This window comes from Chryseobacterium indologenes (assembly GCF_018362995.1).
Classification (GTDB): domain Bacteria; phylum Bacteroidota; class Bacteroidia; order Flavobacteriales; family Weeksellaceae; genus Chryseobacterium; species Chryseobacterium indologenes_G.
Genome location: NZ_CP074372.1, coordinates 3,631,531 through 3,657,773, shown reverse-complemented (window position 1 = coordinate 3,657,773; position 26,243 = coordinate 3,631,531). Strand labels below are relative to the sequence as shown.

Here is a 26,243-nt window from a genome sequence, read left to right as displayed (position 1 = left end):
CTATTATCTTATTTCCATTTCAATAAAAAAATCCCATTTTAGAGCCCTATGACTTACTAAAATGGGATTTGTAATATCTGCTTATTCCGGATTATCTTCCAAAATCATCCTGTACTCTTACGATATCATCTTCATCGGAAGGATTGGATGCATCGGTGTGCTGCCAGATTTCTGCAACGATACCCCAGCCTGTAAGACCGATTAATCTGTGTCTTTCTCCCTGCTGAAGTTTTACCTGATCTTTTGGTCCATATTCTCCTAATTCTCCTTCTTCATCGGTATTGCTTCTTTTGATTCCTACAGTTCCTTCCACTACCTGCCAGATTTCGGCTCTTCTGTGGTGATACTGCCAGCTTAATCTTGCTTCAGGAGCCACGATAAGAATTTTTGGGCTTAGCTTCCCTCCTATTCTCAAGTTTTCTACATCAATCCCATCAAAATACTGATTGGCAAAATCCTGAGCCTGTGTTTCATCAATGACAAAGAAACCACCCCATGGTCTTGTATCGTCTTTAGCTGCAATGTTAAAACCTTGTGTCTGCAAAATGCTTTCTACTCTATCGAATATTTCTTTTTTTTCTGTACTCATACAGCTATATTTTTAAATTAAAAATTATTTATTTGATTCTTCTTTTGACATTGAATATGGAAAATCTTTTTCCTGTGAACCTCTTTCTTTATTTGGTTTGTTATCCATTTTAAAGTCTAACACAGCTCCTTTCATCAACTCTTTATGACTTAACCAGTTTTTGGAATAAGGCTGTTGGTTTACATTCAGTGATTTTACATATAGATTTTCGGAATTATTTTCCGGAGCATTTATTTCAATTTTCTTACCATTTTCAAGATAAATGGTTGCTTCTTTAAATAATGGTGCTCCCAACACATACTGATCTGTTGCCGGCGTTACGGGATAAAACCCAAGGGCTGAGAAAATATACCATGCAGAAGTCTGTCCGTTATCTTCGTCACCGCAATATCCATCAGGAGTTGCATGATACAGTTTATTCATTACCTGTCTTGCCCAATATTGTGTTTTGTAAGGCGCTCCTGCATAATTATACAGATAGATCATGTGCTGAATAGGCTGGTTTCCGTGGGCATACTGACCCATATTCATGATCTGCATTTCTCTGATCTCATGGATAACACCTCCATAATAGCTGTCATCAAAAACCGGTGGCAATGAGAAAACCTCATCGAGTTTGGCTTCAAATTTCTTTTTTCCACCCATCAATTCTGCGAGACCGTCAATATCCTGGAAAACAGACCATGTATAATGCCAGCTGTTTCCTTCCGTAAACGCATCTCCCCATTTGAAAGGATTGAAAGGTTTCTGGAAGTTCCCGTCTTTATTTTTACCACGCATCAAACCTGTTTCCTTGTCAAAGACATTTTTATAATTATAAGCTCTTTTCTTATAAATATCAATTTCTGAAGTGGGTTTCCCCAATGCTTTTCCTAACTTATAAATTGAAAAGTCGTCATAAGCATATTCTAATGTTCTTGCCGCATTTTCATTTATTTTTACATCGTAAGGCACATAACCCAATTCATTATAATACTTTACTCCTGCACGGCCTACTGCTTCTATAGGACCTTCGTTATTGGCTCCGTGTTTTACGGCCTGCCAAAGAGCTTCCGTATCGTATCCGCGAAGTCCTTTGATATAAGCATCTGCTACAACTGATGCAGAATTGTTTCCTATCATGATATCAGAATATCCAGGACTGCTCCACTCCGGTAAAAATCCACCTTCCTTGTAAGCATTAGCCAATCCTTCCTGCATTTCTACATTAATGCTTGGGTAAACAAGATTCAGGAAAGGGTACAAAGCACGGAAAGTATCCCAGAAACCGGTTCCTGCAAACATTTTTCCATCAACAATTTTACCGTTGTAGGGACTCCAGTGTTTTATTTTATTCTGAGCATCCACTTCATATAGTTTCTGCGGGAAGAATAAAGTTCTGTATAAAGAGGAGTAAAAGGTTCTCATCTGCTGATCTGTTCCTCCTTTTACGTCTATTTTGCCTAATGTTTTGTTCCAGATATTTTTAGCATCGGTTTTTACCTGTTCAAAGTTTCTGGTCCCTATTTCTCTTTTCAGATTCAGTTCTGCCTGTTCAAAGCTAATGAATGAAGAGGCTACTTTTGCATAAACCGTTTCTTTATTTTTAAGTTTAAAACCTACGACAGCTCCTGTATGATCGCTGGTAATTTCTAATTGGTCATTAACCAGTTTATCATCTTTCCAGGTTTTTGTGAGTTCAAAATCTTTATCAAACTGAACCACGAAATAGTTTTTAAAATTATCATATTTCCCGGTAGAATATTTTGTGGTATACCCAATGATTTTTCTTTCTTTAGGTAAAATTTTGATGTAAGAACCTTTGTTCAATGCATCTACAACGATGTAAGCGCTGTCTGTTTTCGGAAAATCAAATTTAAAATAGGAAGCTCTTTCTGTAGGTGTAAATTCTGTAGTTACATTGATGTCCGCAAGGTATACACTATAGAAATAAGGAGTTGTAACCTCAGCTTTGTGGCTGAACCAACTTGCTCTTTCGTCTTCTTTAAATTTCACTTTCCCTACTCCCGGCATGATGGCAAATGCGCCGTAATCATTCATCCACGGAGAAGGCTGATGCGTTTGTTTAAATCCTTTTATTTTATCTGCATCGTAGGTATAAGCCCATCCATCGCCCATTTTACCGGTCTGCGGTGTCCAGATATTCATTCCCCAGGGAAGTCCGACTGCCGGATAGGTATTTCCGTTGGATAAGGAAGGCTTGGACTGCGTTCCCATTAAAGGATTCACATAATCTACGGGAGATACATTCTGACCAAAGGCCCAGGCCTGTAATAACAGGAAGCAGGTAGAAAATATAAACTTCATTGTATCGTTTCGTTTGTTAATTTATATAAGCTTTTTTAATGCATAGCTGGCCGCTCCAAGAATGGCTGCATCTTCAAATATGGCAGAAATTTTAACCTGCAAGTTAATATTATTCTTTGTTAAATTCTGAATAAATCTTTGTTCAAAATAAGGATAAGCTTTGGCAATATTACCTCCTATAACTAAAACTTCCGGTTTGTAATGGTCTACATATTTCACAATAAATTCAGAGAAAGAATCTGCATATTCATCAAATATTTGGGTTTGTATTTCCGCTGGTTTATCCAACAATTCTTTAGTCCCTGAAATTTCTTCTCCGGTGAGTTCTTTATAACGATTCACGAACCATCGTGTTGCCAGATAATCTTCACTGATAGAGTTTTTAAAAGGAGAATCCCATAAGTCTTCATCGGTAGCAAATTCTCCATTGAAGAAGGTTGTTCCCAATCCTGTACCGAGTGTCACACCAAAAATTTTATTGAATCCCTGAGCACATCCTCCGAATACCTCACCTTCCATGAAAGCTGCCGCATCATTTACAAAATGAATCTGTGCCTGAGAAACAGACAATCTTTTGGCCAGCTCTTCTTTGATATTTACCTGATAGATATCGATGAATTTCCCCTGCTGCATCAGTGATATTCCATTTTCATAATCGAAAGGCCCCGGCATTGCAATCCCAATTAAAAGATCTTCTTTTACCAGATCATGGGCCGCTTTATGAATGGCCGAAACCCATGCGGAGAAAATAACTTCTTTGTTTTCAAAAGCATCTACGTGTTCTCTTACATAAGTGGATGAAATGATTTCACGTTTTTCCGGGTCTACCTGAGCCAGCGTGATATGCGATCCTCCGATATCTATTCCTACTATATTCTGCATTATTTATTATTTTAAATTCAAACATCCTTTGACTGAAAAAACAGACAAACAGGAATACACAACCTGTCTGTCTGCTTTGTATTTCAGACTTTATATTATTAATTCTGATAACTATTTCATTATCTGAATCTTACTTTACAATCACTTTACCAGTCGATAGTACTTTACTGTTTGAGGATGTAATTTTGTAAATATAAGTACCACTGATTAAATCCTGTGTATTGACTGCGTTATTATTTTGATTAATACTCTGTTTTTTGAACAATTTTCCTGAAGTATCATACAATGCCACTTCAGTTGCTGAGTTATCGCTGATAGCAAAGTGAATATCATTTCCTCTTTTCACAGGATTCGGATAGACTGCGCTGTTCTCCTTAACAGATTCAATATCTTTCACGGCAAGAGATGAAGCGCAGGCAACGTCTGTTCTCCAGTTGGCATCTGTCATATTGATCAGGGTTGCAAAATGAGTGTTGGCTGTAGCATCTAAGGCACCATTACCACTTCCTTCATCCATTTTCCAGTTGGCTTCAAGCCCTGTGGAGTTGGCAGGAACATTACAGTTATTGCTTACTATTTCCTGAGGAGTTAAGGCTCTTTTCCAAACTCTGAATTCATCCAGGAATCCATTGATTGTACGGGAATTATCATAATTTCTACCCAGATAAAGAATACCGTTGGCATTGAAATTACCCGTCACTGCTGAACTTGCATCCAGGTTTCCATTGACATAAATCTTCATTGCTGCACCGTCATAAGTGGCTGCAATATGGTACCATGTATTGGTATTAAATGCTGTATTACTGTTAAGCTTCACCTGAGATGAACCGAAACTCAATATAAACTGAAGTTTGTTATTGGCCAGGTTTCCATCTCCGAAACGAAGCATTGCCGAGTTATTATCTCCCACTTCAATACCCATTACTGATGAAATATAAGGGAATCCTGTTTTGAAAGCATTTACTTTTACCCATCCTTCAAATGTCATCGCATTTCCACTCAGGTTAAATTGACCTGCATTCAGATAGTGAGAGCTTCCGTTGAAAGAAAGAGATCTTGCACCAGGACTTGTAACAGGAGCAAAACCGCTGTTGAATGATCCTTCTCCTGAATAGGTACTTGTAGTTCCTCCAGCACATCCTGCCTGCACTTTCCATACATAATTTGTATTAGGTGTCAGGTTCTGTAATGAATAGGAATTCGTGGTAATATTCGGGATTTCAGACCATGTTGTGGCAGCAGCAGTTTTATACTGTAATGTATATGAAGTTGCATTTCCTGCATCCCATGACAGCTGTGTTGTATTACCAAGGAAACTTCCGGAAATTAATCCTGACGGCGTAGTGCAGCCACTTCCGGAGTTAAACCTTGGTGCAAAAATATAAGTACTTGTTAATGTCGGTGAGCAGTTGGACTGTATTCTCCAGTCGTAGTCTGTATTCAGCGTAAGGTTATTGATTACAATATTATTTCCTGAATAATTATTGGCCACATTCGTCCATACCGTTGAATTGGCTGGTTTGTAATCAATTTTGTAAGATTGGGATGCGTTGGAAGTCCAGTTCAGTTTTGCTGAAGTTCCTGTCACATTGGAAACATCCAGTCCCAATGGCGGATCACAGGTTTGCCCCTGAGACCATGAATATAACTGACCGCTTAAGAGCGTATTTTCGTTGTAAAGGATATTGGAACCTGTACTCAGATAGCTGGCAACATTGGTTCCTGCCAGGTCATACCACATGAAAACGCCGTATTGGTCATTTTTCGTGCTGGTCGCTAAGTTTGCCAATGTCGTTGCAGAAGTTGAGCTTGGATTCGAGTTTTGAATCCATGTAGCAGCTGCTGAGATTTTGGATTTATTAAGAGGGGGAACTACAGGAGCATTGTATGTACTGTACATCGCATTCCAGGTGTAATCGATATAATTTCCTGCTAAGTCTCCATTATAAGTTTGTCTTGTGGTAGCGGGTCCGTAATAATAGAATGTAATCAGTTTATCCGGCATTGCTGCTTTCAATTCCTGCAAAAGCATGACAAAAGAGCTGTTATTAGGCTGTCCTGTTCCGTTATTTCCATATCCTGCATATTCATCATCAAGGTCTACCCCATCCAGACCGTAAGTATAAACAGTGTGAGCTACCTGTAAAGCGAAATCTTTTGCCGCCTCACGGTTAGGAAAATTAGAAATCCCCGCTCCCTGATGGTTTCCTAAAAGATCCAGAAGTACTTTTATTCCTTTTTGCTGTAAAGGTTTTACATAGGTATTGACATCATTCAGGACTTTAGTAACGTTATTATTGTTGGAGATATAAGCACGGTTTTTAGAAACATCATAGTTGATGTTGGCGGCAAAAATAATAGCAACGTCAAAAAGCTGTCTGTTGGTATTCTGCAAAGTATAAGAACCTGCATTCAGCATATTATTGTTGTTCACTTCCACATAGCAGACTCCCAAAGGATCAAGCTGCTGTGCTTTGAGCAACGGGGCAGTCTGAAGCATGAGGGCCATTAAGGGAATAAAAAAGGATTTTTTTCTCATAGTATATTAATTTGTAGTAGAAAAATCATTGGGCCGAAGCCCAATGACTGGTTTTGTTATTTTACAATTAGTTTTTCGGATTGTTTTAAACTTCCATCATGAGATTCAAACTGAACGATATAGCTTCCTGCTGAAAGTCTTGTCAATTCAATTTGATTATCTCCGGAATTCAGTGATTTTGTGTCAACGATTCTTCCATTAAAATCATAAACCGTTAATTTTCCTTTGCTGTATTCATCCGGAACTGAAACTGTAAGTGATGAAGATTTGCTTACCGGATTCGGATACAATTTGATTTGATTTTTAATGTTGGTCTGTCCTGCGTTTATTGCTTTTTGACTCGATGCATTTCTTGCCAATAGTGAACTTCCTGTTGCACATGGCAGATCTGTTCCCCAATTGGAAGCATCAACACCTGTTAAGGTTAAAGTCACTCCGTTTCCTGATGTATCCTGAACAGTAGAACCACTTCCTTCGTTAAACTTCCAATAAGCTGCCAATGATGTAGCCGGAACTGATACATTACACATATTCTGACTGATCTCCGTTTGACTCAATGCACGTTTCCAAACTCTTACTTCATCTATTTTGCCATTGAAATTTCGGGAAGTATTGTATAGATAGCCTACGTTGAATGCTCCGGTTGAATTTACACTTCCGGTTTGTGCTTTAGTTGCATCCAGAACACCGTTGATATACAATTTCATATTGGCACCGTCATATGTTGCGGCAACATGATACCAGGTATTGGCATTCAAAGCGGTTGCAGAAGCCAGTTTTTGCTGAACATTATTAATACTTACTACAAACTGAAGCTTATTATTGGCCAGGCTGGCATCTCCTAATCGTAAGAATGCGGAATTACTATCACTTACTTCAGTTCCCATGATAGAAGAAATATAAGGAGAAGCAGACTTGAAGGACGAAGGTTTGATCCAGCCTTCAAAAGATAATGCAGAACCGCTCAAGTTCATACTTCCGGCAGCCCCTGATTCAGTGCTTCCATCCAGAGATAATGCATAAGAACCTGTAGGGGTTGTTCCTGAAGTACTGGTAAATCTTGATGCAAACATATAAGCGCTTTTCACGCTGCAGTTGGTTCTGATTCTCCAATCGTATTCTGTATTGGCTGTTAAGCCTGAAACAGTTACAGAAGTAGCGCTCGTTGCAGATACGGCGTTCGTCCATGTTGTTGAAGAAGCCGGCTTATAATCAATATCATAGGTATTGGTTCCTACGGCTGACCAGTTCAGTTTTGCACTTGTTCCGGTAAGATTGCTTGTGTACAGTCCGATAGGTGCATCACAGTTTGTGCCTTGTGTCCATGACTGTAAAGTACCGCTTAAAACGGTCGGCTCTCCGTATAATGTTTGAGTTCCTGCTGAAAGTTGTGATGTTTCATTAGTTCCGTGAAGATCATACCACATAAATACTCCGTAACCACCGTTCTTAGTCTGAGTGGCCAGGCTGGTTGTTGTAGAATTGGAAGTATTTCCCATCCATACAGCGGCTGGAGAGATTTGTGCTTTGGTAAGAGGAGGTACATTAGGAGCGGAGAATGTTCCGTACATTGCATTCCAACTGTAATTAACATTATCTCCAACTCTTGTCCCGTTCCATGAAAGTCTTGAAGCAGCAGGACCATAATAATAGAATGAAATAATCTTATTCGGCAATAATGCTCTGAGCTCCTGAACAAGCATTACAAAAGAGCTGTCGTTAGGCTGCCCAGTTCCGTTATTTCCATATTCAGAGTATTCGTCATCAAAATCAATTCCATCAAGACCGTAGGTATTCACTGTATTGGCAAGCTGTAATGCAAAGTCTTTTGCTGCTTCGCGGGTAGGAAAATTACAGATTCCTGCTCCCTGATGATTTCCTAAAATAGTCAGGACTACTTTCATTCCTTTCTGCTGAAGTGGCTTTATGTAAGTATCCGCATTGGTAAGCACTTTCGTGACATTATTATTGGAATACAGATAAGCTCTTCCACGGCTGGTGTCATAATTAATATTAGCCGCAAAAATATTCACCACATTGAACAGATAGCTGTTCGATGTCTGCAGTTTGTACGCTCCCGCATTCAGGAGGTTGTTGTTATTCACTTCCACATAGCAAATTCCTGTAGGATTAAGCTGTTGTGCGTTGATCAGAGAACCTGACTGAAGCATCATGGCAATCAGTGCGGTAAGGATGGATTTTTTTTTCATTGTATAATTTTTTTAAGGTGCTTTGGTGTCTGAATTTTATATAGCTTTTCCCTGATCCCTTCTTTTCATGAAAGTATCTCAGATGAATAAGCCATATAAAAAGGAGGGCTATGTCAGTAGCTCAGGGTTTTCATTAAAGGTTTTCCATAACAACTCACCGAATAATGTATTCGCCCATGCAAACCATTCTCTGGTGAATTTTTTGGCATCGTCTTTATGGAAGGATTCATGCATAAAGCCTGTCCCGCCGTGCGTTTTCTGTAGAGTATCAATACACCATCTGATCTCACTTTTGTCCTTCGTAGTGAGGGCCTTCATGATGATACTCATTGGCCAGATCATGTCAAGTCCGATATGTGGACCTCCTATACCTTCTGCCAGTTTACCTTTGAAGAAGAACGGATTATTTTCTGACCACACAAATTTTCTTGTATTTAAATATACAGGGTCGTCAGCTTTCACCGCATCCAGATAAGGCAGTCCCAGCAAGCTTGGACAGTTCGCATCATCCATCAGGTTGTAGCTTCCAAAGCCATTTACTTCAAAAGCATAGATTTTTCCAAATTCAGGATGATTGTAAATTCCGTATTTTTTGATGGCTGCATCTACCTCATCAGCAAGGCTGTTCAGCTGTTGAGCCAACGTTTTTTCATTTTTAATCTGAGAAACCATTTCCGCTGCCTGACGTAAGCTTACTACGGCAAATAAGTTAGACGGAATCAGGAATCCATAAATAGTAGCATCGTCACTTGGACGGAACATAGAGCTGATAAGGCCTACCGGTTTTGTCGGATAACCATATCCTCCCATAGGAATTCCATCTGTTGCCCACGCTGTTGTACGCTCGAATTTGTAAGGTCCCAGATCATTTTTTCTTTGCTGTTCTGTGAAAGTCTGCAGGGTAAGTTTAATTCCTTTCAGCCAGTTAGCGTCGAAAGGTTTTGTATCTCCGGTTGTTTTCCAGAAGTGATATGCCAGACGGATAGGGTAACACAGAGAGTCTATTTCCCATTTTCTTTCATGGGTTCCCGGTTTCATATCGGTATGATCATATTCTTTCCATTTACTGATCTTCTGGTCATCGTTATAGAAAGCGTTTGCATAAGGATCTTTCAGGATGAAAGTCGTCTGCTTATGAATCACCCCTGAGATCAGTTTGTGCAGCTTTTCATCTTTTTTAGAGAACTGCAGATAAGGGAAAACCTGTGCGGAACTGTCACGAAGCCACATCGCATCAATATCTCCTGTGATGACGTAAGTATCCGGCGTTCCATTGGTTTCACTATAGAAAACGGTAGTATCTAATGTATTCGGGAAGCTGTTTTCAAAGAGCCAGCCGAGTTCTTTGTTTTTAACTTTCTTTTTAAAAGCAGCGATAGCATTTTCTACGGATTCGCTGGTAAAATGTCTTTTCTCTTTAGGGACACGGACAACAGGAAAATCATCCAGCACTAAATTTTTAGCAAAAACATTTTGAGTAAACAGCAATCCGGCTCCTGCCAGTGCACTTGTTTTAATAAAATTTCTCCTTTCCATTGATACTTTTGTTTCGTTTATTTTATGAGTCTTATTTTACCGGTTTGCTTCCCATTACGAATCTTAGTTCGCCACCGTTCATGATATCACTGTGATTCAACTCCCAGCTTTTATATTCTTTTCCGTTCAGGAACATTTTCTGAACGTAGATATTCTTGTCGGATATCTTGTCAGCGATCACGGTAAAAGTTTTTCCATTCTCTAGTTTTAATGAAGCTTTCGGAAATTGTGGAGCTCCGATAGTATAAACTGGCTTTCCTGGCGTCACAGGATAGAATCCTAATGATGAGAAAATATACCAGGCAGACATTTGACCGCAATCTTCGTTGTTTACTATTCCGTCCGGTTTTGCCGCATACATATTGTCACGGATAAATTTTACCATTTTCTGAGTCTTGTAAGGACTTCCTGCATAGTTGTACAGGTATGGAACATGATGTCCAGGTTCATCTCCAAATCCTAAAGACCCGATAAATCCTGAGATATCTACATGCTGTTCTCCTTCCATATGAAGCGCTTCTGTAAAGGTCTTATCCAGTTTTTCTTCAAATCCTTTTTTCCCTCCATACAGATTCATCATTTCATCAATCTGATGCGGAACAAAGAAATCATAGGCCCAGATATTTCCGGAAACCCAGTGTGGCTGGAGTTTTTTCCAATCATTAAGCTTGAAATCCGCTAAGAATTTCCCGTCTTTTTGTCTTGGCCAGAAGTGATTATTTTCTTTATTGAAGGTATTCAGGAAGTTCATAGAACGTTTTTTATACACTTCTGCTTCCTCTTTTTTCCCTAATTTTTCTGCAAGCTGCTGGATACACCAGTCATCATATGAATATTCTAATGTTGCAGAAACTGAAGCACCGTTTTCTGATGGTGTATAGCCTAACTTGATATAATCATTAAGACCTCCGCCTCCGTCACTGCTGCTCATTTTGTCTGTTAAAGAAGCATCTTTCATTGCTGCAAATGCTTTTTCTCCATCAATACCCGGAACTCCTTTGGAAATGGCATCCCAAATTACTGAAGCACTATGATAGCCTAACATACAGAAGTTATCATATCCGCAAAGTTCCCAGATGGGCATATGATCTTTACGGTCTGTATATCTGCTGATTAAGGAATTGGCAAATTCTTTTGTATGTTTCTGATCCATAATGGTCAAAAGCGGGTGTGTTGCTCTGAATCCGTCCCAGTATGAATAAGTACTGTAGTTCGTGAACCATTTTGTATTCATATTTTCCTGAGCGGCAACATAATCTCCATTCACATCCATATAAAGGTTTGGAGCAATGAATGTATGGTAAACGCCTGTGTAGAAAATTTTTCTCTGACTGTCTGTTCCTCCTGTCACCTGGAATCTTCCGATAAGGTCTCTCCAGGTTTTTTGAGCTGTTTCTTTCGCTTTTGCAAAATCAATATTTGTTGCTTCGGTATCGAAATTTTCCTGTGCGTTTTCTGTACTCACCGGAGATAAAGATACTTTTACTTCAATGCTTTCCTGGTCTTCTGTGGAGAATCTTACGAATGCTTTAGCATCTTTGGCAAGGGCAATTTTTTCATCATTTTTGATTTTTCCGTCAGCATACACGCCGTAAGACTTAAACGGTTTGGAAAACTCCATCACGAAGTAAGCAAACCGTTTACCTCCCCAGCCATTGCTGTAGCAGTACCCTTTGATTTTATTATTGCCTTCCACACTCACTAAAGTATGGTAGATATTTCCGAAGATTTTATTGGTAGGATCAATAATGATGTTAGATTCATCACTTTTCGGGAAAGTATATTTATGAAATCCTACTCTTGGGGAAGCGGTCAGCTCAGCTTTAATTCCATAGCTGTCCAACATTACGGAATAATATCCCGGAGATGCCACTTCTTTATCGTGTGTAAATTTTGAACGGTAACCAGTTTCCGGTTGATCTTCTGATCCCGGAACCATTTTTACTTGTCCTACCGTTGGCATTACCAGAATATCTCCAAGGTCTGCCCAACCCGTTCCACTAAGATGGTTATGACTGAATCCCATGATCGTTTTACTGCTGTAGTGGTATCCGGAACACCAATCCCAGTCGCCGCTTTTCGTATTCTGATCCGGACTCAGCTGTATCATTCCAAATGGCGTAGTCGCCCCTGGAAAGGTATGTCCATGACCTCCTGTTCCTATGAAAGGGTCTACCCAGGATAAAACATCATTTTTATTTTGCTGGGCATTCGCTACAGAAATCAGGGTTGTAAAAAAGCAGATAAGCAGTTCTTTTTTCATGATAAGAGAGGTATCGGAGATTTTTTTGTTTAAAAGTTGGTTTAAAAATAGGAAAACCATTATAAAATTCCCAAAAAAAGGGAAAATTAAGATGATTAACCTATTTCCTAAAAACTTTATATTACTAATTAGATTGAATTCTTTTTCATAAAATCAATAATTTCTGAGATATATCCAAAGGCAATCGCAACTACGGTATCAGCAGCACCATAATATACTGTTACTTTATCTCCTTCCGTCAGTGCTGCACAAGGGAAAACCACGTTCGGTACATCTCCTGTCAGTTCATACAATTCAGCTGGAGCCAACAGATAAGGCTTCGTTCTGTACAATACTTTTGTAGGATCTTCAAGATCAAGCAAAGCTGCTCCCATTGAATATCTGAATCCTCTGCAGGTATTGATTACACCATGATAGAAAAGCAGCCATCCTTCTTCTGTTTTGATAGGAACAGGTCCTCCCCCGATCTTTGTACACTGCCAAGCACTGTCTTCAAAAGGGGTTACTTTCATCACACAACGGTGTTCTCCCCAGTACTTCATATCAGGGCTATAGCTGATATAAATATCTCCGAAAGGAGTATGTCCGTTATCACTAGGACGGCTCAACATAGCATATTTACCATTGATTTTCTCAGGGAACAAAACTCCGTTTCTGTTGAATGGAAGAAAGGCATTTTCGCACTGAAAAAATTCTTTAAAATCAAAAGTATACCCAATTCCGATGGTAGGACCATTGTATCCGTTACACCAAGTAATCCAGTAACGGTCTTCTATAAAAGTGACACGTGGATCGTATTTGTAATCGGATTCAATCATGTCTGTGTTTCCTGCCTGCATTTCAATAGGATCATGATTGATATCCCAATTGATTCCGTCTTTACTGAAACCAGCAAAAATATTCATCTGTACGGCCTTGTTGTCACAACGGAAGACCCCTGCAAATCCATCCTCAAAAGGGATTACTGCACTGTTGAATATACTGTTGGATGTTGGTATCGCATATCTGTTAATGATCGGGTTTTCGGAAAACCTCCACATGATATCATTGCAATCTTCCGGGCGATCCTGCCAGGGGATCATTACTGATTGAGCTGTCATAAAGTATTTTTTACTTTTTATTTTTAATTATTATGAGTTGATTTGCTGTTCTTTCTGATTTTCCGGATAAGGGAAAGGAACGAATAAGGTGGCTAAAAAAGCAGGAATCGTAGCAATCAGGACCCAGATAAAGAACATTTTGTATCCAATCCAGTCACTGATCATTCCGCTGAACATTCCGGGAATCATCACACCAAGGTTCATAATTCCTGTTGCAAATGCATAGTGGGCGGTTTTGTGTTTTCCGGGAGCAATCTGCTGCATCATGTAGAGCATCAACCCTACAAAACCAAATCCATATCCGAAATACTCCACTACCACTGCAATTCCTACAGGTAAAAGATCTGATGGCTGATAATAAGCCAGTAATGCATATACCACAAATGGAATATTGAATGCACAGCACAACCATATCAAAGATCTTTTCAGTCCGCGGGCTGAGATAAAATATCCTGCCAGTACAGAACCTAAAATAAATGCCGCAGAACCGTACGTTCCATAAATAAGTCCGATATCGGAAGTTGATAATCCCAATCCTCCTGAAGTTCTTGGAGCTTTAAAAAATAAAGGCGCTATTTTGATCGCAAATCCTTCTGCAAAACGATAGAGAATAATGAAGAGTATACACCACAGAATCTTCTTTTTTGTAAAGAAAGAGGTAATCACTTCCAATAATTCTTTACGAACATTTCCGGCATTTTTCTCTTCTTTATGTTCTTCTTTGTTTTCTTTCGGCAGAATGAAATAGTGATAAATAGCTAATAGAAAAAACAGCAGTGCATAGATCACCATAATGATCATCCAGGCATTGGTAACTCCTTTTGTTTTTTCTAAAACACCTGCAAAATAAACGAGTGCGCCGCTGCTGATAATCTTCGCGAGATTGTAAAAGGCGCCCTGCCAGCCGATATATTTTGCCTGCTCTTTATTGGTAAGAAAGCCAATATACGTTCCGTCTGCTACCACATCATGGGTAGCTCCACAAAATGCTATTACTGCAAAAAGTGCAATACTATATTTGAAAAAATCATGCATCGGCAGACTTAAAGCCACTAATGCAAAGAGAATTCCTATGGCAAACTGAGTAAAAACAACAAAGAATTTTTTTGTTTTATAGATCTCCAGAAACGGACTCCAAAGTGGTTTTAATGTCCAGGAGAAAAGGATAAGGGCTGTCCAGAATGTAATCTGTGAATCTGAAACACCCATATCTTTATACATGATTCCTGAAACCGCATTAATGGTTACAAAGGGAACACCCATTGCAAAATATAATGTTGAAATCCAAAGAATTGGCTGGATCCGACGGGTTCCGGAGTTGTTTTTTCCCATATTTGAAAATAAGATTCTAAATAAAAGAGAACATCTCAAGGATTCATTCAGGCTAAAAAAACGAAACTATAAATTTTTTGGAGATTCTACTTTATTCTCCCGCCTCAATGAATGTATCAAATAAATCTGATCTTGAGATGTCTCTTTACTGATGAGTGATTCTGAATATCTTTTATTTCTTATCCCACCATAGCTTAGTGCCTCCGGTATCAGGTCCGTTAAGCATTTGTGCAGCTTGCTGGTAATTATAAAGTGAAGTTTTGGTATCAATGGTGAAAGGAATTCTTCTGATCATTGCTTCTGTACTGATCGCTCCGCCACTGTCATTTTTTCTTACTTTGAAAAGAACCGGATATCCTGTTCTTCTTTGCTCAGCCCATGCTTCCGGTCCGTTCGGATAAAGAGAAAGCCATTTCTGGGTAATAATTCTTTCTAATTTTCTTTCGTTGGTATCCCCGTTATTCCATGCAATCGTAATGGTACTTAACTGAGGGTTTCCAACAAGTACGTTATTGTCTGCATTTTTCGGATCAAGATAAGGTGCTTCAGTAGAAGTATTATCGGCAAGATAAGCAGCAACATTAGCACTTTTCCCCCATTCTCCGAAAGATTGCTGAACTCCTGTTGTATAGTTGGTTTGAATATCTCCAGCGCCTGCATATCCTCTCAAAGCAGCTTCAGCTTTCAGGAACCATGTTTCTGCAGCGGTGAATAATTTCATTTTTCCATCAGTCCCGGAAAAATAATCTCCGTTGGCAGATTTTGCCTGTGGTTGTGAAAATCCTCCATAAGTTGACTTACCATTTAATAAATCAATTCCCTGACGTATTCCTATGTATTTCCCTTGTAAGCTTGGGTCAGATGCAGGAATAGCATATGCCGGAAGTCTTGGGTCATTATATCCGTTCATATAAGCCATCAAAGGTGCTCCTATTAAACAGTCTCCCCATGAGTAGATGATAAAGCTCAATTCTGATTGTCCTACACTGATTAAAGCGTTATCTGCATTGTCAGTGATCAATCCTGCAGATGAAGCTAATGCCTCTTCAGCATATTGTTTAGATTTCGCCGGATCAGCATAGCTCATTCTCATCGCTAACCTCAGTTTTAGTGAGTTGGCAAGTTTTGCCCACTGAGCCATATTTCCGCCGTACACAAGGTCAGCTCTTTTTAATGCAGCTTTGTCACCTTCATTTCCTGTAGCAGGCATATTCTGAACTTTTTGTAAGTCCGTAATAGCTACAGTAAGATCATTGATAAAATTTTGATAGGCTTGCTGCTGAGAATCAAAATCAGTTACTCCGTTTGCATTGGGGGTTTCATATTTACTATACACTACCGGACCATGATTGTCTGATACTCTTGCTGCAGTGATTACTTTTAAAATCTTTTTAACAGCAAATGTCCCTGTAAAATCTATTCCCGGATAGAAGTTCTTAGCAGCATTATCGATGATGATAGAATAATTGAAGATATCCTGCTGTCTGGCAATAATCCTGTTATTCCACCCATCCATCATAAAATAAGTTGTATTGTTCTTCCCTCCATTAAACTGAGTTGCCGTACTGAACATACCACTAAACATATCCGCACTTAGATTGGGATATAGCTGATAATCTGACTGAAGACCTCTTTGCAGGGATTTTAAAGGATTAACAACCGCATTATAATCTGCGTACATGTTTTCAGGATTCCCCAGCTTTTCCTGGTTATACTGATCCAGATCACTGCATCCGGAAGCAGCCATTAAGACTGCTGCACCCAATACCAGTGTTTTAATATTATTGAATTTCATTTTCGTTAAATTAGAAGTTAGTCTTTAATGATAGTCCTATTGATCGGGTAACCGGAAGTCCAAATGAATCAACTCCTACCCCACCAGGTGTATTTCCTGATACCTGCTCCGGATCAAACGGTGCTTTTTTGTAAAAGAAGAATAAATTGGTTCCTACTAAACTTACTGTCGCATTTCTCATATATTTCGATTGGATATCAAAGCTATATGAAATAGATGCCTGACGTAAACGTACAGTTGTTGCACTGTACAGATAAGCTTCGTCAATTCCTGTTCCCATACCACCGGCACCACCTGTTCTCTTATAATATGCTTTTGAATCAGTAACTCCGTTATAAGCCTGCCCTGCTAAAGGTGTTCCTGGGGCATATACCGCATTTGGAATGGATACTCCACCAGCATCTCTTGCATCAGCAGTCGTCTGGCTTACTCCATATAAATCATTTGCTTTTTCAGTAAGAGACAATACTTTACCTCCGAATTTACCATCAATAAGGAAAGATATTCCCAGTTTACCAATATTAAAAGAGTTATTAAAACCTAGAATAAACTTAGGGTTTGGATTACCCAAATATTGAGGATCACCTGTAGTAGCTAATGGAACTCCATTTTCATCTACTAAAATACGTCCCTGATCATCTCTTTTGAATTTAACCCCATAAAGGTCTCCAAAAGACCCTCCCAGTCTCAGTTTTGTAAAATCTCCTCCTCCAGTTAATGAGAAAAGCTGGTTTTCGGGTATAGATAAACCTGATGGAAATAATTCAACAATTGTATTTTTGTTCGCTGAGGCATTCACTGTAGTTGTCCAGCCAAACTTTTCTGTACCAAAAACTTTGTATGACAAAGAGGCTTCAAAACCTGTATTGCGTATTTTACCTGCATTAATATAATATGACCCTGATGGAATCCCTCCAAAGTTAGAGCCTATAGTAGTCTCCAGCAATTGATTGCTGGCATTAGAGTTATAATAGGTAAGATCAAAATTTAATCTGTTGCTAAACATTCTCAGCTCAGTTCCTGCCTCAAAAGTTTTATTAAGTTCCGGGCGTGGAATAAGATCTGGTCGGCTGGTTACGAATGAACTTTTTGGATATACAATACTTCCCGCATCTACTCCATAAGAATATGCATTATAATAGGCTACCATCGCATTAGAAATATTGGCTGGCAATCCTAAACCAACAGTTGCATAAGACCCTCTTACTTTCCAGAAATTGATCACTTCCGGAAGTTTAAAGATAGATGATAAGATTGCATTAGCTCCTACAGACTCATAATCAAATCCGCTTCTTCCTGTTAATGCTAAAGTAGAATCCCAGTCATTTCTAAAGGTCATATCTACATAAAACATATTCTTATATCCTACTGAAGCACTTGCAAAAACCGATCGCACCTGTTTTTTCAAATTCCAGTAGTTATTATGATATCCATCTCCCGGGCTTCGGTCTACATTCCATTGCAGATTGTTTATTGCAAACAAATTAGGAATGGACAGATAAGCATTATCAATTTGCGTTACTTTATTGCTCGTCGTATTCACACTTCCTCCAACGGTAAAGTCTAAAGAAATTGATTCGCTTAATTTTGGACTACCAATCAACAAAACGTCACCATAGGTAGATGAATTTTCATAGACATTTTTAAGCATTCTTCCATTAATTCCTTGTTGCACAGCCAATAACGAAGGCGCTGAGTAAGCAGAAATATCACGCTGGCTGTCTGAACTATTCCAGCTATAGTTTCCTCTTACTCGTGCTGTCAACCATGGATTGATCTGATAAGATAATGAAACGGCGCTGTATGCATTTTTATTTTTAACAGTAACCGGGTTTCTGTTTAAAATCCAATATGGGTTTTGAGTTTCCGGATTTCCTTTGAAACTTCCATCCGGCTTTACCTCCCACCAATTTTGTGCAGGTAAAAGTCTCTTTTTATCTATGAAAGAATAATTGTCAGGTCCATATTGATCAAAATCTACTCCTCTTGGCAACCAGTATAAACTTGTCAAAGGAGAAAAAGAAGCTCCTGGTGTTTGTCTGTTTTTACTGTCCTGCAGGGAGCCAATGAAGTTAGCGTCCAATGTCAGTTTATCATCCAGAAACTTACTTGAGTTTCTAAAAGAGACATTATACTGATCAAAATAAGACATTGGGATCACCCCCTTATTGGTAGTATTTCCAATGGAAAAATAGTTGGTTGATTTTTCGTTTCCAGATTGGAAAGAAAGACTGTTTACCCATGTTGTTCCGGTTTGAAGAAAATCTTTAAGATAGTCTTTTGAAGCACCTTTGGCTCCCCAGCTCTCAATATTATTCCCTGGAGATTGAGTAGGATCGGATGGGTCATAAGACAAATAACTATGCTGCAATTTTGGCAGACTATAAGCTCTTTCTGCCGTTAAGCTTGTGCTGTAAGAGATAGAGCTCTTACCTATTTTTCCTTTTCTTGTGGTAATCAAAATAGCTCCGTTTCCACCTGCTGAACCATATAATGCTGATGCTGATGCTCCTTTCAGAAAGTTGATGCTTTCAATATCATCAGGATTAATGGAACTTAATACATCTCCCGGGTCCGGCATATTAGCATATTGGCTTATATCTGTAGACTTCCCTGTTCCATTGATGATAGGAATTCCATCGACTACATACAATGGCTGGCTGTTTGATACAGACTTATTTCCTCTCATAATCACCCTTACCGAGCTTCCTACCCCATTGGTTCTGTTGATCTGTACGTTGGAAACTTTTCCATTGATCGAATTTAATAGATTGGGAGTTTTCACTTCTGTAAGCTCATCCCCACCGATCTGCTGACTGGAATACGTCAAAGAGCGGGCCTGCCTTTTTATCCCCAAAGAGGTGACTACGACCTCCTCAATACTGTTTGTCTTCGTAGTGTCGGCCGATTTTTTCTCCTGTGCATTCGCAGAAAGTGAAAAAACGAACAGAACAGGTATAACTGCTTTTCTCATAAGGTTTAGATTCGTTAGATTTAATTGAGAATCAAATACATTGCTTTATTTTTCAATACAAAAAAAATTATTGTTTTTTCAGCAAAACTTTGCCGTTTATGTATTAAATTATTTAAAGTTTTGTTAAGATTTAATTCACATTCACAAATCTAAATTTTGTAACCAGTCTGATATAATACTATTTTATCATAAAACGATATTATTTTTTCAGCAATTTTATTTTAAAGCAATTAAATCACTATATATCAGCAAAATACACCATATAAAAAACAATCAAAAAAAGAGGATTTATCGTCATTTTTAACAAAAAATAATCCGGATGTGGATACCCGGATTTTTATTTTATTTTGAATTGATTGTACAGAAAAAAGTGAATTTCAAAAGCGTATTATTCAATTTTTTTCACGCCTTTAAATTGTTCCTTAAATTCAGTTGGAGTTGTCTTTTTGATGGACTTAAATACTTTATTGAAATTGGCAATATTATTAAAGCCTGCTTCAAAAGCAATTTCAAAAACGGTAAGGTTTTTTTCCATCAGCCAGCGTGCAGCATAGCTGATTCTTATTTCATTAAGATAATTAATGAAAGTCTTCCCTGTTCTTTTTTTAATGAATCTGTTGAATGTTACATTGCTCATATTTACCATAGAAGCCACTTTATCCAGCGTAATCTTATTCTCAAAATTTTTATGAACAAAGTCGTGGATAATCTTCATCTTGTCATTGTCAGCAAAGGTTTCAAGCTCAATACTATATGATGACAAAAGTGTTTTATTTTCAGCAATTGCTAGTTCATTCAGAATCTTCATAATTTCTATAAAAGATTCGAAGCTGTTCATCTTGGACAGATTGAGAAACGAATCTTTTAGTTTTTCAGCGGTTTCGGAAGAAAAAAGAATCCCTCTGATAGAGTCTTTCATCAGATTGTTGATGGGTTTCAGAATATTTTTCTCCATAAGCGACTGTTGAAAGAAATCCTGATTAAATTGTATCGTTATTTCGTGGGTTTTCCTGTTTTTGCATCTGTAATTCGCCCAACAATGTGGTAAATTTGGTCCTACCAATACCAGTTCTATATTCCCGATTTCTCCGGTGTGATCTCCTACCATTCTGCGGTAACCTTTCCCTTTGTAGATGAAGTTAATTTCAATTTCCGGATGATAGTGATACGGAAAGTCGAATGACGCTTTGATCCTGTCAAACACGAGAAAACTATCTTCAGGAGATAGTGGAGTTATTTCTCTCAGAATATTTTCTAATTCGCTCATACAGGGAGTTATGAAAAAAGGGTTAATAATGTAGGTCGCAGTACAAATCTTTGTAAAAATGATAAAATAATATCAATGTAAAAACATATTTCCGATTTATTTTATTCCAATTTTATATGTCAGACATCAGAAATTTGGGTTTCAATAATTTAATACAGCTTAAATCATGCTTTTTTGTATCTTTAAACTAAAGTTAAAGTATGCCACAACAACTTGTTTTTGAAGATCACTATAAAAGACTCGGATTGGAAATATTTTCAGGAGAAAATCTGGAGAATTTTAACGGGAATCATTTCAGAACTGATATCAAAGTATTTTTCATTCCTTCAGGATACGAACTTACGGTAGACTTTAATCATTATAAGACAAAAAAACCTTCACTTTTTTTCCTGACTAACCAGCATCTAAGCATCCAAAAAGGAAAAGATGAATCTGTTCTTCTTTTCTACAACCGCGATTTTTACTGCATCCAGATTCATGATAAAGAAGTTGCTTGTGATGGGCTGCTCTTTCATAATGTATTTGAAATCCCCTTTGTAGAACTTGATCCTTCCGAAACCACTCTTATTAAAGACCTCTTTCAGAATATTAAAGATGAACTTGAATGGAAAGATTCTTCTGCCGAAGAAATGATTAGAACCTACGTAAAACAGATTATCATCCGGGCTACCCGAAAATGGAAAAAACAGAATTTAGATAATGAAACACTCAGAATACCAGGTAATGAACTGGATATTTTCAGAGATTTCAGCAGACATCTGGAAATTCATTTCAGAGAAAAACATAATGTTGCAGATTATGCAGATCTGCTTCACATTGCCCCAAAAACCTTAACGCATAAGTTTAAAAATTTAAATCTGGATTCTCCCAATCAGTTGATCATCAACAGAATTTTATTAGAAGCAAAAAGGTTACTATTTTATACAGATAAACCTGTAAAAGAAATTGCTTATGATCTGGGCTATGAAGATCCTGCCTATTTCAACCGTCTTTTTACCAACAAAACAGGAAATACGCCTGCTAATTTTAAGAAAAATTACTCCTCGGGAAAAAAGTACAATATTTAAGTCTTTTTATCTATTGAATACTCCCTATCACAGACCTACCTTTGTATCATCAAAATCAAACAATATTAAAAATAAAAAAACAAACATTATGAGACGTAACGCAACAGCCGTTTGGAACGGTACCATCAAAGAAGGAAAAGGACACTTAACTACTCAAAGTACAACTTTAAATCAAACTCAATATTCTTTCAACAGCCGTTTCGCGGATGGTGTAGGAACAAATCCTGAGGAATTATTAGCAGCAGCTCATGCCGGATGTTTCACGATGAAACTAGATGCAGAGCTTTCACAGGCAGGATACAATCCTGAAGAGTTAAAAACAACTTCTGTAATCACTCTTGATCCTAATATCGGAAAGATTACAAAATCTGAGCTGACTTTAACGGCAAAAGTTCCGGGAATCTCAGAAGAAGAATTCCAAAAGTTTGCTAAAATTGCTGAAGAAGGTTGTCCGGTAAGTGCAGCATTCAACTTTGAAATTACATTGAATGCTACTTTGGAAAATTAAAATTCAAAGCATTTATATCAATAGGAACGGGCTTTAGCCCGTTTTTTATTTTAAAAACAATCCTATTGGCTTTAGCCAAAACTTCCCCTTCTAATATCTGTAGTTGGTAAATTTTCAAATAAAATATACCGAGTGGTATATTTTTGTATATTTGCATATATTTAATCATTAATAATGTCGAAGGCAGAAAAAACAAAACAGCACATCATCGAGAAAACAGCAACTCTTTTTAATACAAAGGGTTACATTTCCACATCGCTGTCAGACATTACGCAGGCAACCGGACTGACGAAAGGCAGTATCTATGGAAATTTTGAAAACAAAGATGAAGTAGCGATTGAAGTCTATAAATACAATGCCGGACTATTGAGAAAAACCCTTAGTCGTTCTTTTGGTGAAGAATATCCTAAATCCGTGGATAAGCTTCATGCTTTTGCAGCGTTTTACCGAAAAAACTGGAAGTTTGTATTTTCCAATGGCGGATGTCCAATAATGAATGCCGCCACAGAAGCAGATGATTCTTTCCCGGCTTTAAAAACTCAGGTTAAAAGATCCTTTGAACAATGGATGGTCAAGATATCAGCCACTATTCTGGAGGGACAAAAGAATGGGGAAATTGATAAAAAAATCAATGCTGAGCAATATGCCTCCTTATTTATTATGCTTATTGAAGGCGGAATCCTGCTTTCAAAAACAATGGGTGATCAAAGTTTTCTAAACCATGCTTTAGACAAAATTGCCCACATGATTGATCATGAACTCAATATTCTTCCATCATAAATTATACAACATGGAAACAAAAAAAGTGGCTATCATAGGATACAACAGAATTCCTTTCGCCAGAATGAATACCGCTTATTCAGAACAGGGAAACCAGGATCTGCTGCTCGCATCTCTGAACGGATTGATAGAACGTTATCACCTTAAAGGGAAAAGGCTCGGAGAAGTCGCCGGAGGTGCTGTTATCAAACATATTTCTGAAAGCAACCTCATCAGGGAAACCGTAATGAATACCACTCTTGATCCTGCAACTCCTGCATGTGATCTTCAGCAGGCGTGCGATACAGGAATTGAGGCGGCCATTTACATTGGAAATAAAATTGCTCTTGGCCAGATAGACTGTGGTATTGCTTGTGGCGTAGAAGCAATGAGCAATATTCCGTTTGAATCTTCGCCTCGATTAAGAAAAGCTTTGTTAAAGGCGAATAAAGAAAAATCAGCATTCGGGAAATTAAAACAACTGCTAAGCCCGAAACTGAAAGACTGGATGCCTATTCCTTATAAAGGACAGGAGCCTAAAACAGGTCTTGTCATGGGTGAACACACAGAAATCACTGCAAAATATTACAATATTTCCAGAGAAGAACAGGATCAATTAGCGTTAAAAAGTCATCAGAATATGGCAAAAGCTTATGATGAGGGCTTCTTTAATGATATGATCACTCCCGCTTTTGGTCTGGATAAAGATAATAACATACGCCGTGACAGCAGTATTGAAAAATTATCACAGCTGAAACCCGCTTTCGATAAGCAAAACGGAACTTTAACAGCAGGAAATTCTACACCGTTTACGGATGGAGCTTCAGCCGTTTTACTTGCCAGTGAAGAATGGGCAAAAGCCAACAATCTTCCTGTTTTAGCTTATATAACCTTTTCAGAATTGGCAGGGATAGAATATGTTGAAAATAAACAGGATTTACTTTTAGCACCCGTTTTTGCTGCAGAAAGAATGCTTAAAAAAGCTGGGATGAATCTCTCAGATTTTGATTATTACGAAATCCATGAAGCCTTTGCTGCACAGGTTTTGGCCACCATAAAAATCTGGGAAAACGATGACCTTGCTAAAAAATTCGGATTAGAAAAGGCGCTGGGTAAGATTGACAGAAGTAAGCTGAATGTAAAAGGAGGAAGCCTTGCTGCAGCCCATCCTTTTGCCGCAACAGGAGGAAGAATTATCGCAACGCTGGCAAAATTACTTCACGAAAAAGGCAGTGGAAAAGGCTTTATATCCATTTGTGCGGCCCGTGGACAGGGAGTAACCATGATTTTAGAAAAATAAAAATTGAAAGTATGGATAGATTAGCACAATTACAGCAATTCATCGGAAAAGAATTTGATCAGTCACCATCTCCTTTTATGAAATGGCTGAACCCAATTGTTCTTTCCGTTAAAGAAGGCCAACTGGAATTTCAATATACGGTAAGACCGGAGTGGCTGAATCCTATAGGAAATCTTCACGGCGGCGTTACCGCTGCTATTGTTGATGATATTATTGGCGCCACCATGTTTTCTTTAAATGAAAATTCTTTCATTACCACTATAAATAATGTCATAGATTATTTTTCAACTGCAAAAGAAAATGATAATATTGTAGCTGAAACTAAAATCATTAAAAGAGGTAAGCAATTCGTAAATGCACAATGCGAAATATGGAATGCAGATAAAACACGATTAATCGCAAGAGGAACCTCGAATTTATTCAAAATCAATAACTAAGTATGAAGAGAGTTGTCATTACAGGTCTTGGCGCGGTGACGCCTTTGGGAAATAATGTCGAAGAATTTTGGCAAAACAGTATCAATGGGGTGAGTGGAGCAAATCAGATTACCCATTTCGATACGGAAAAATTTAAAGTACATTTTGCTTGTGAGGTTAAAAATTTTGATCCAAAACTCCATTTAACACACAACGAAATCAAAAGAAGTGATCTATTCTCACAATATGCTATGTACTCCACCGCAGAGGCACTGAAAGATTCAGGACTTGAATTGGAAAATATGGATCCGTTTGATGTAGGTGTTATCTGGGGAACAGGACAAGGTGGAATGTGGACTTTCGAGAGTGAAGTCATGAATTTTGCAGCCGGTGACGGAACGCCAAGATTCAATCCTTTCTTTGTTCCGAAATTCATCGCCAATATGGCATCAGGAATGATTTCTATGAAATATGGCTTGCAGGGAATTAATTATACTACAGTTTCTGCATGTGCAACAGGAAATACGGCGTTGATGGATGCTTTCAACTATATCCGTCTTGGAAAAGCAAAAGTCATTGTAAGCGGTGGTTCTGAAGCTGCTATTTCTCCTGCCTCTATCGGTGGATTTTCCATTATGAAAGCCATGTCTACAAGAAATGATGATTTCGCGACAGCCAGTCGTCCTTACGATGCAGAGAGAGACGGTTTTGTAATGGGTGAAGGTTCAGGAACATTGATTCTTGAAGAGTATGAACACGCTAAAGCAAGAGGAGCAAAAATATATGCGGAATTGGTAGGAGCAGCCATGACAGCTGATGCTTATCATATGACGGCACCTCATCCGGATGGAGTGGGCGCAATTAAAGCTATGCAACTAGCACTTCATGAAGCTGGAATCAACACAGATGATATTGATTATATTAATCCTCATGCTACATCTACTCCTCTTGGAGATCTTGTTGAGCTCAATGGAATTAATAAATTATTTAAAGGAAGCAAAAACCTGGATATCAGTGCCACAAAATCCATGACAGGCCACCTGTTAGGAGCTGCGGGAGCTGTAGAGGCCATTCTTTCTATTAAAGCCATTCAAAATGGAATTATTCCTCCAACAATCAATCTTCACAGCATTGATGAGAATATTCCGCAGGATATCAATATTGTCTTTGGAGAAGCAAAAGAAAAAGATATTACCTATGCTTTAAGTAATGCCTTTGGGTTTGGAGGTCATAATGCCACCGTAGTATTTAAGAAATTCAGTTAATTTGATTAAATAATAATAAAAATCCCTGTATGGAAATCATGCAGGGATTTTTGATTTTAAATCTAAAAAAGCAGCCAAAAACTGGCTGCTTCAAAACATAACGAATTATATATTTTCCAAAAAAAGAAAATGAC

General features: G+C 38.2%; 18 protein-coding genes. 6 read left to right on the top strand and 12 right to left on the bottom strand.

Features of this window, described 5'->3' with window-relative positions; translation table 11 throughout:
* Positions 1 to 91: 91 nt before the first annotated feature.
* The 12 genes from DYR29_RS16560 to DYR29_RS16505 all read right to left on the bottom strand — a co-directional run bounded on the left by DYR29_RS16560 (position 92) and on the right by DYR29_RS16505 (position 20,794).
* Positions 92 to 589, bottom strand: coding sequence for a phosphoheptose isomerase (locus tag DYR29_RS16560; protein WP_213277737.1), 498 nt, complete (start codon positions 587 to 589; stop codon positions 92 to 94).
* Between the two features lie 24 nt (positions 590 to 613).
* Positions 614 to 2,896 carry a GH92 family glycosyl hydrolase gene (locus tag DYR29_RS16555; protein ID WP_213277736.1) on the bottom strand — a complete coding sequence of 761 codons (2,283 nt, stop codon included), beginning with the start codon at positions 2,894 to 2,896 and terminating at the stop codon, positions 614 to 616.
* A gap of 21 nt (positions 2,897 to 2,917) precedes the next feature.
* Positions 2,918 to 3,778, bottom strand: coding sequence for an ROK family protein (locus tag DYR29_RS16550; RefSeq protein WP_213277735.1), 861 nt, complete (start codon positions 3,776 to 3,778; stop codon positions 2,918 to 2,920).
* Between the two features lie 130 nt (positions 3,779 to 3,908).
* Positions 3,909 to 6,317 carry an endo-beta-N-acetylglucosaminidase H gene (locus DYR29_RS16545; RefSeq protein ID WP_213277734.1) on the bottom strand — a complete coding sequence of 803 codons (2,409 nt, stop codon included), beginning with the start codon at positions 6,315 to 6,317 and terminating at the stop codon, positions 3,909 to 3,911.
* Positions 6,318 to 6,373: 56 nt separating this feature from the next.
* Positions 6,374 to 8,527: an endo-beta-N-acetylglucosaminidase H gene (locus tag DYR29_RS16540; protein WP_213277733.1), complete on the bottom strand. Its 2,154-nt coding sequence runs from the start codon at positions 8,525 to 8,527 to the stop codon at positions 6,374 to 6,376.
* 108 nt (positions 8,528 to 8,635) lie between these two features.
* Positions 8,636 to 10,063: a glycoside hydrolase family 125 protein gene (locus tag DYR29_RS16535; RefSeq protein ID WP_213277732.1), complete on the bottom strand. Its 1,428-nt coding sequence runs from the start codon at positions 10,061 to 10,063 to the stop codon at positions 8,636 to 8,638.
* Between the two features lie 31 nt (positions 10,064 to 10,094).
* The gene (locus DYR29_RS16530; RefSeq protein ID WP_213277731.1) at positions 10,095 to 12,326 is read right to left on the bottom strand and encodes a GH92 family glycosyl hydrolase; all 2,232 of its coding nucleotides are present in this window, start codon (positions 12,324 to 12,326) and stop codon (positions 10,095 to 10,097) included.
* Between the two features lie 128 nt (positions 12,327 to 12,454).
* Positions 12,455 to 13,426 carry a glycoside hydrolase family 130 protein gene (locus DYR29_RS16525; RefSeq protein ID WP_129038662.1) on the bottom strand — a complete coding sequence of 324 codons (972 nt, stop codon included), beginning with the start codon at positions 13,424 to 13,426 and terminating at the stop codon, positions 12,455 to 12,457.
* A gap of 30 nt (positions 13,427 to 13,456) precedes the next feature.
* Positions 13,457 to 14,758, bottom strand: coding sequence for an MFS transporter (locus DYR29_RS16520; RefSeq protein ID WP_213277730.1), 1,302 nt, complete (start codon positions 14,756 to 14,758; stop codon positions 13,457 to 13,459).
* Positions 14,759 to 14,930: 172 nt separating this feature from the next.
* Positions 14,931 to 16,553 (bottom strand): SusD/RagB family nutrient-binding outer membrane lipoprotein, encoded by a 1,623-nt coding sequence (locus DYR29_RS16515; protein WP_213277729.1) that lies wholly within the window; start codon positions 16,551 to 16,553, stop codon positions 14,931 to 14,933.
* 10 nt (positions 16,554 to 16,563) lie between these two features.
* Positions 16,564 to 19,527 carry a SusC/RagA family TonB-linked outer membrane protein gene (locus tag DYR29_RS16510; RefSeq protein WP_213277728.1) on the bottom strand — a complete coding sequence of 988 codons (2,964 nt, stop codon included), beginning with the start codon at positions 19,525 to 19,527 and terminating at the stop codon, positions 16,564 to 16,566.
* A 388-nt stretch (positions 19,528 to 19,915) separates the two neighbouring features.
* Positions 19,916 to 20,794, bottom strand: a complete 879-nt coding sequence (locus DYR29_RS16505; RefSeq protein ID WP_047422228.1) for an AraC family transcriptional regulator — start codon at positions 20,792 to 20,794, stop codon at positions 19,916 to 19,918.
* A 200-nt stretch (positions 20,795 to 20,994) separates the two neighbouring features.
* Here DYR29_RS16505 and DYR29_RS16500 point away from each other — a divergent pair, with 200 nt between their 5' ends.
* From DYR29_RS16500 to fabF, 6 genes are all read left to right on the top strand, one after another.
* Positions 20,995 to 21,861, top strand: coding sequence for a helix-turn-helix domain-containing protein (locus DYR29_RS16500; protein ID WP_213277727.1), 867 nt, complete (start codon positions 20,995 to 20,997; stop codon positions 21,859 to 21,861).
* 88 nt (positions 21,862 to 21,949) lie between these two features.
* Positions 21,950 to 22,369: an OsmC family protein gene (locus DYR29_RS16495; RefSeq protein ID WP_002982623.1), complete on the top strand. Its 420-nt coding sequence runs from the start codon at positions 21,950 to 21,952 to the stop codon at positions 22,367 to 22,369.
* Between the two features lie 174 nt (positions 22,370 to 22,543).
* Positions 22,544 to 23,149: a TetR/AcrR family transcriptional regulator gene (locus DYR29_RS16490; protein WP_213277726.1), complete on the top strand. Its 606-nt coding sequence runs from the start codon at positions 22,544 to 22,546 to the stop codon at positions 23,147 to 23,149.
* A 10-nt stretch (positions 23,150 to 23,159) separates the two neighbouring features.
* The gene (locus DYR29_RS16485; protein ID WP_213277725.1) at positions 23,160 to 24,428 is read left to right on the top strand and encodes an acetyl-CoA C-acetyltransferase; all 1,269 of its coding nucleotides are present in this window, start codon (positions 23,160 to 23,162) and stop codon (positions 24,426 to 24,428) included.
* Between the two features lie 11 nt (positions 24,429 to 24,439).
* Positions 24,440 to 24,865 carry a PaaI family thioesterase gene (locus DYR29_RS16480; protein WP_047422224.1) on the top strand — a complete coding sequence of 142 codons (426 nt, stop codon included), beginning with the start codon at positions 24,440 to 24,442 and terminating at the stop codon, positions 24,863 to 24,865.
* A gap of 2 nt (positions 24,866 to 24,867) precedes the next feature.
* Entirely contained in the window at positions 24,868 to 26,109 is a 1,242-nt protein-coding gene (gene fabF / locus DYR29_RS16475; RefSeq protein WP_213277724.1) for a beta-ketoacyl-ACP synthase II, read from the top strand.
* Positions 26,110 to 26,243 lie beyond the last annotated feature (134 nt).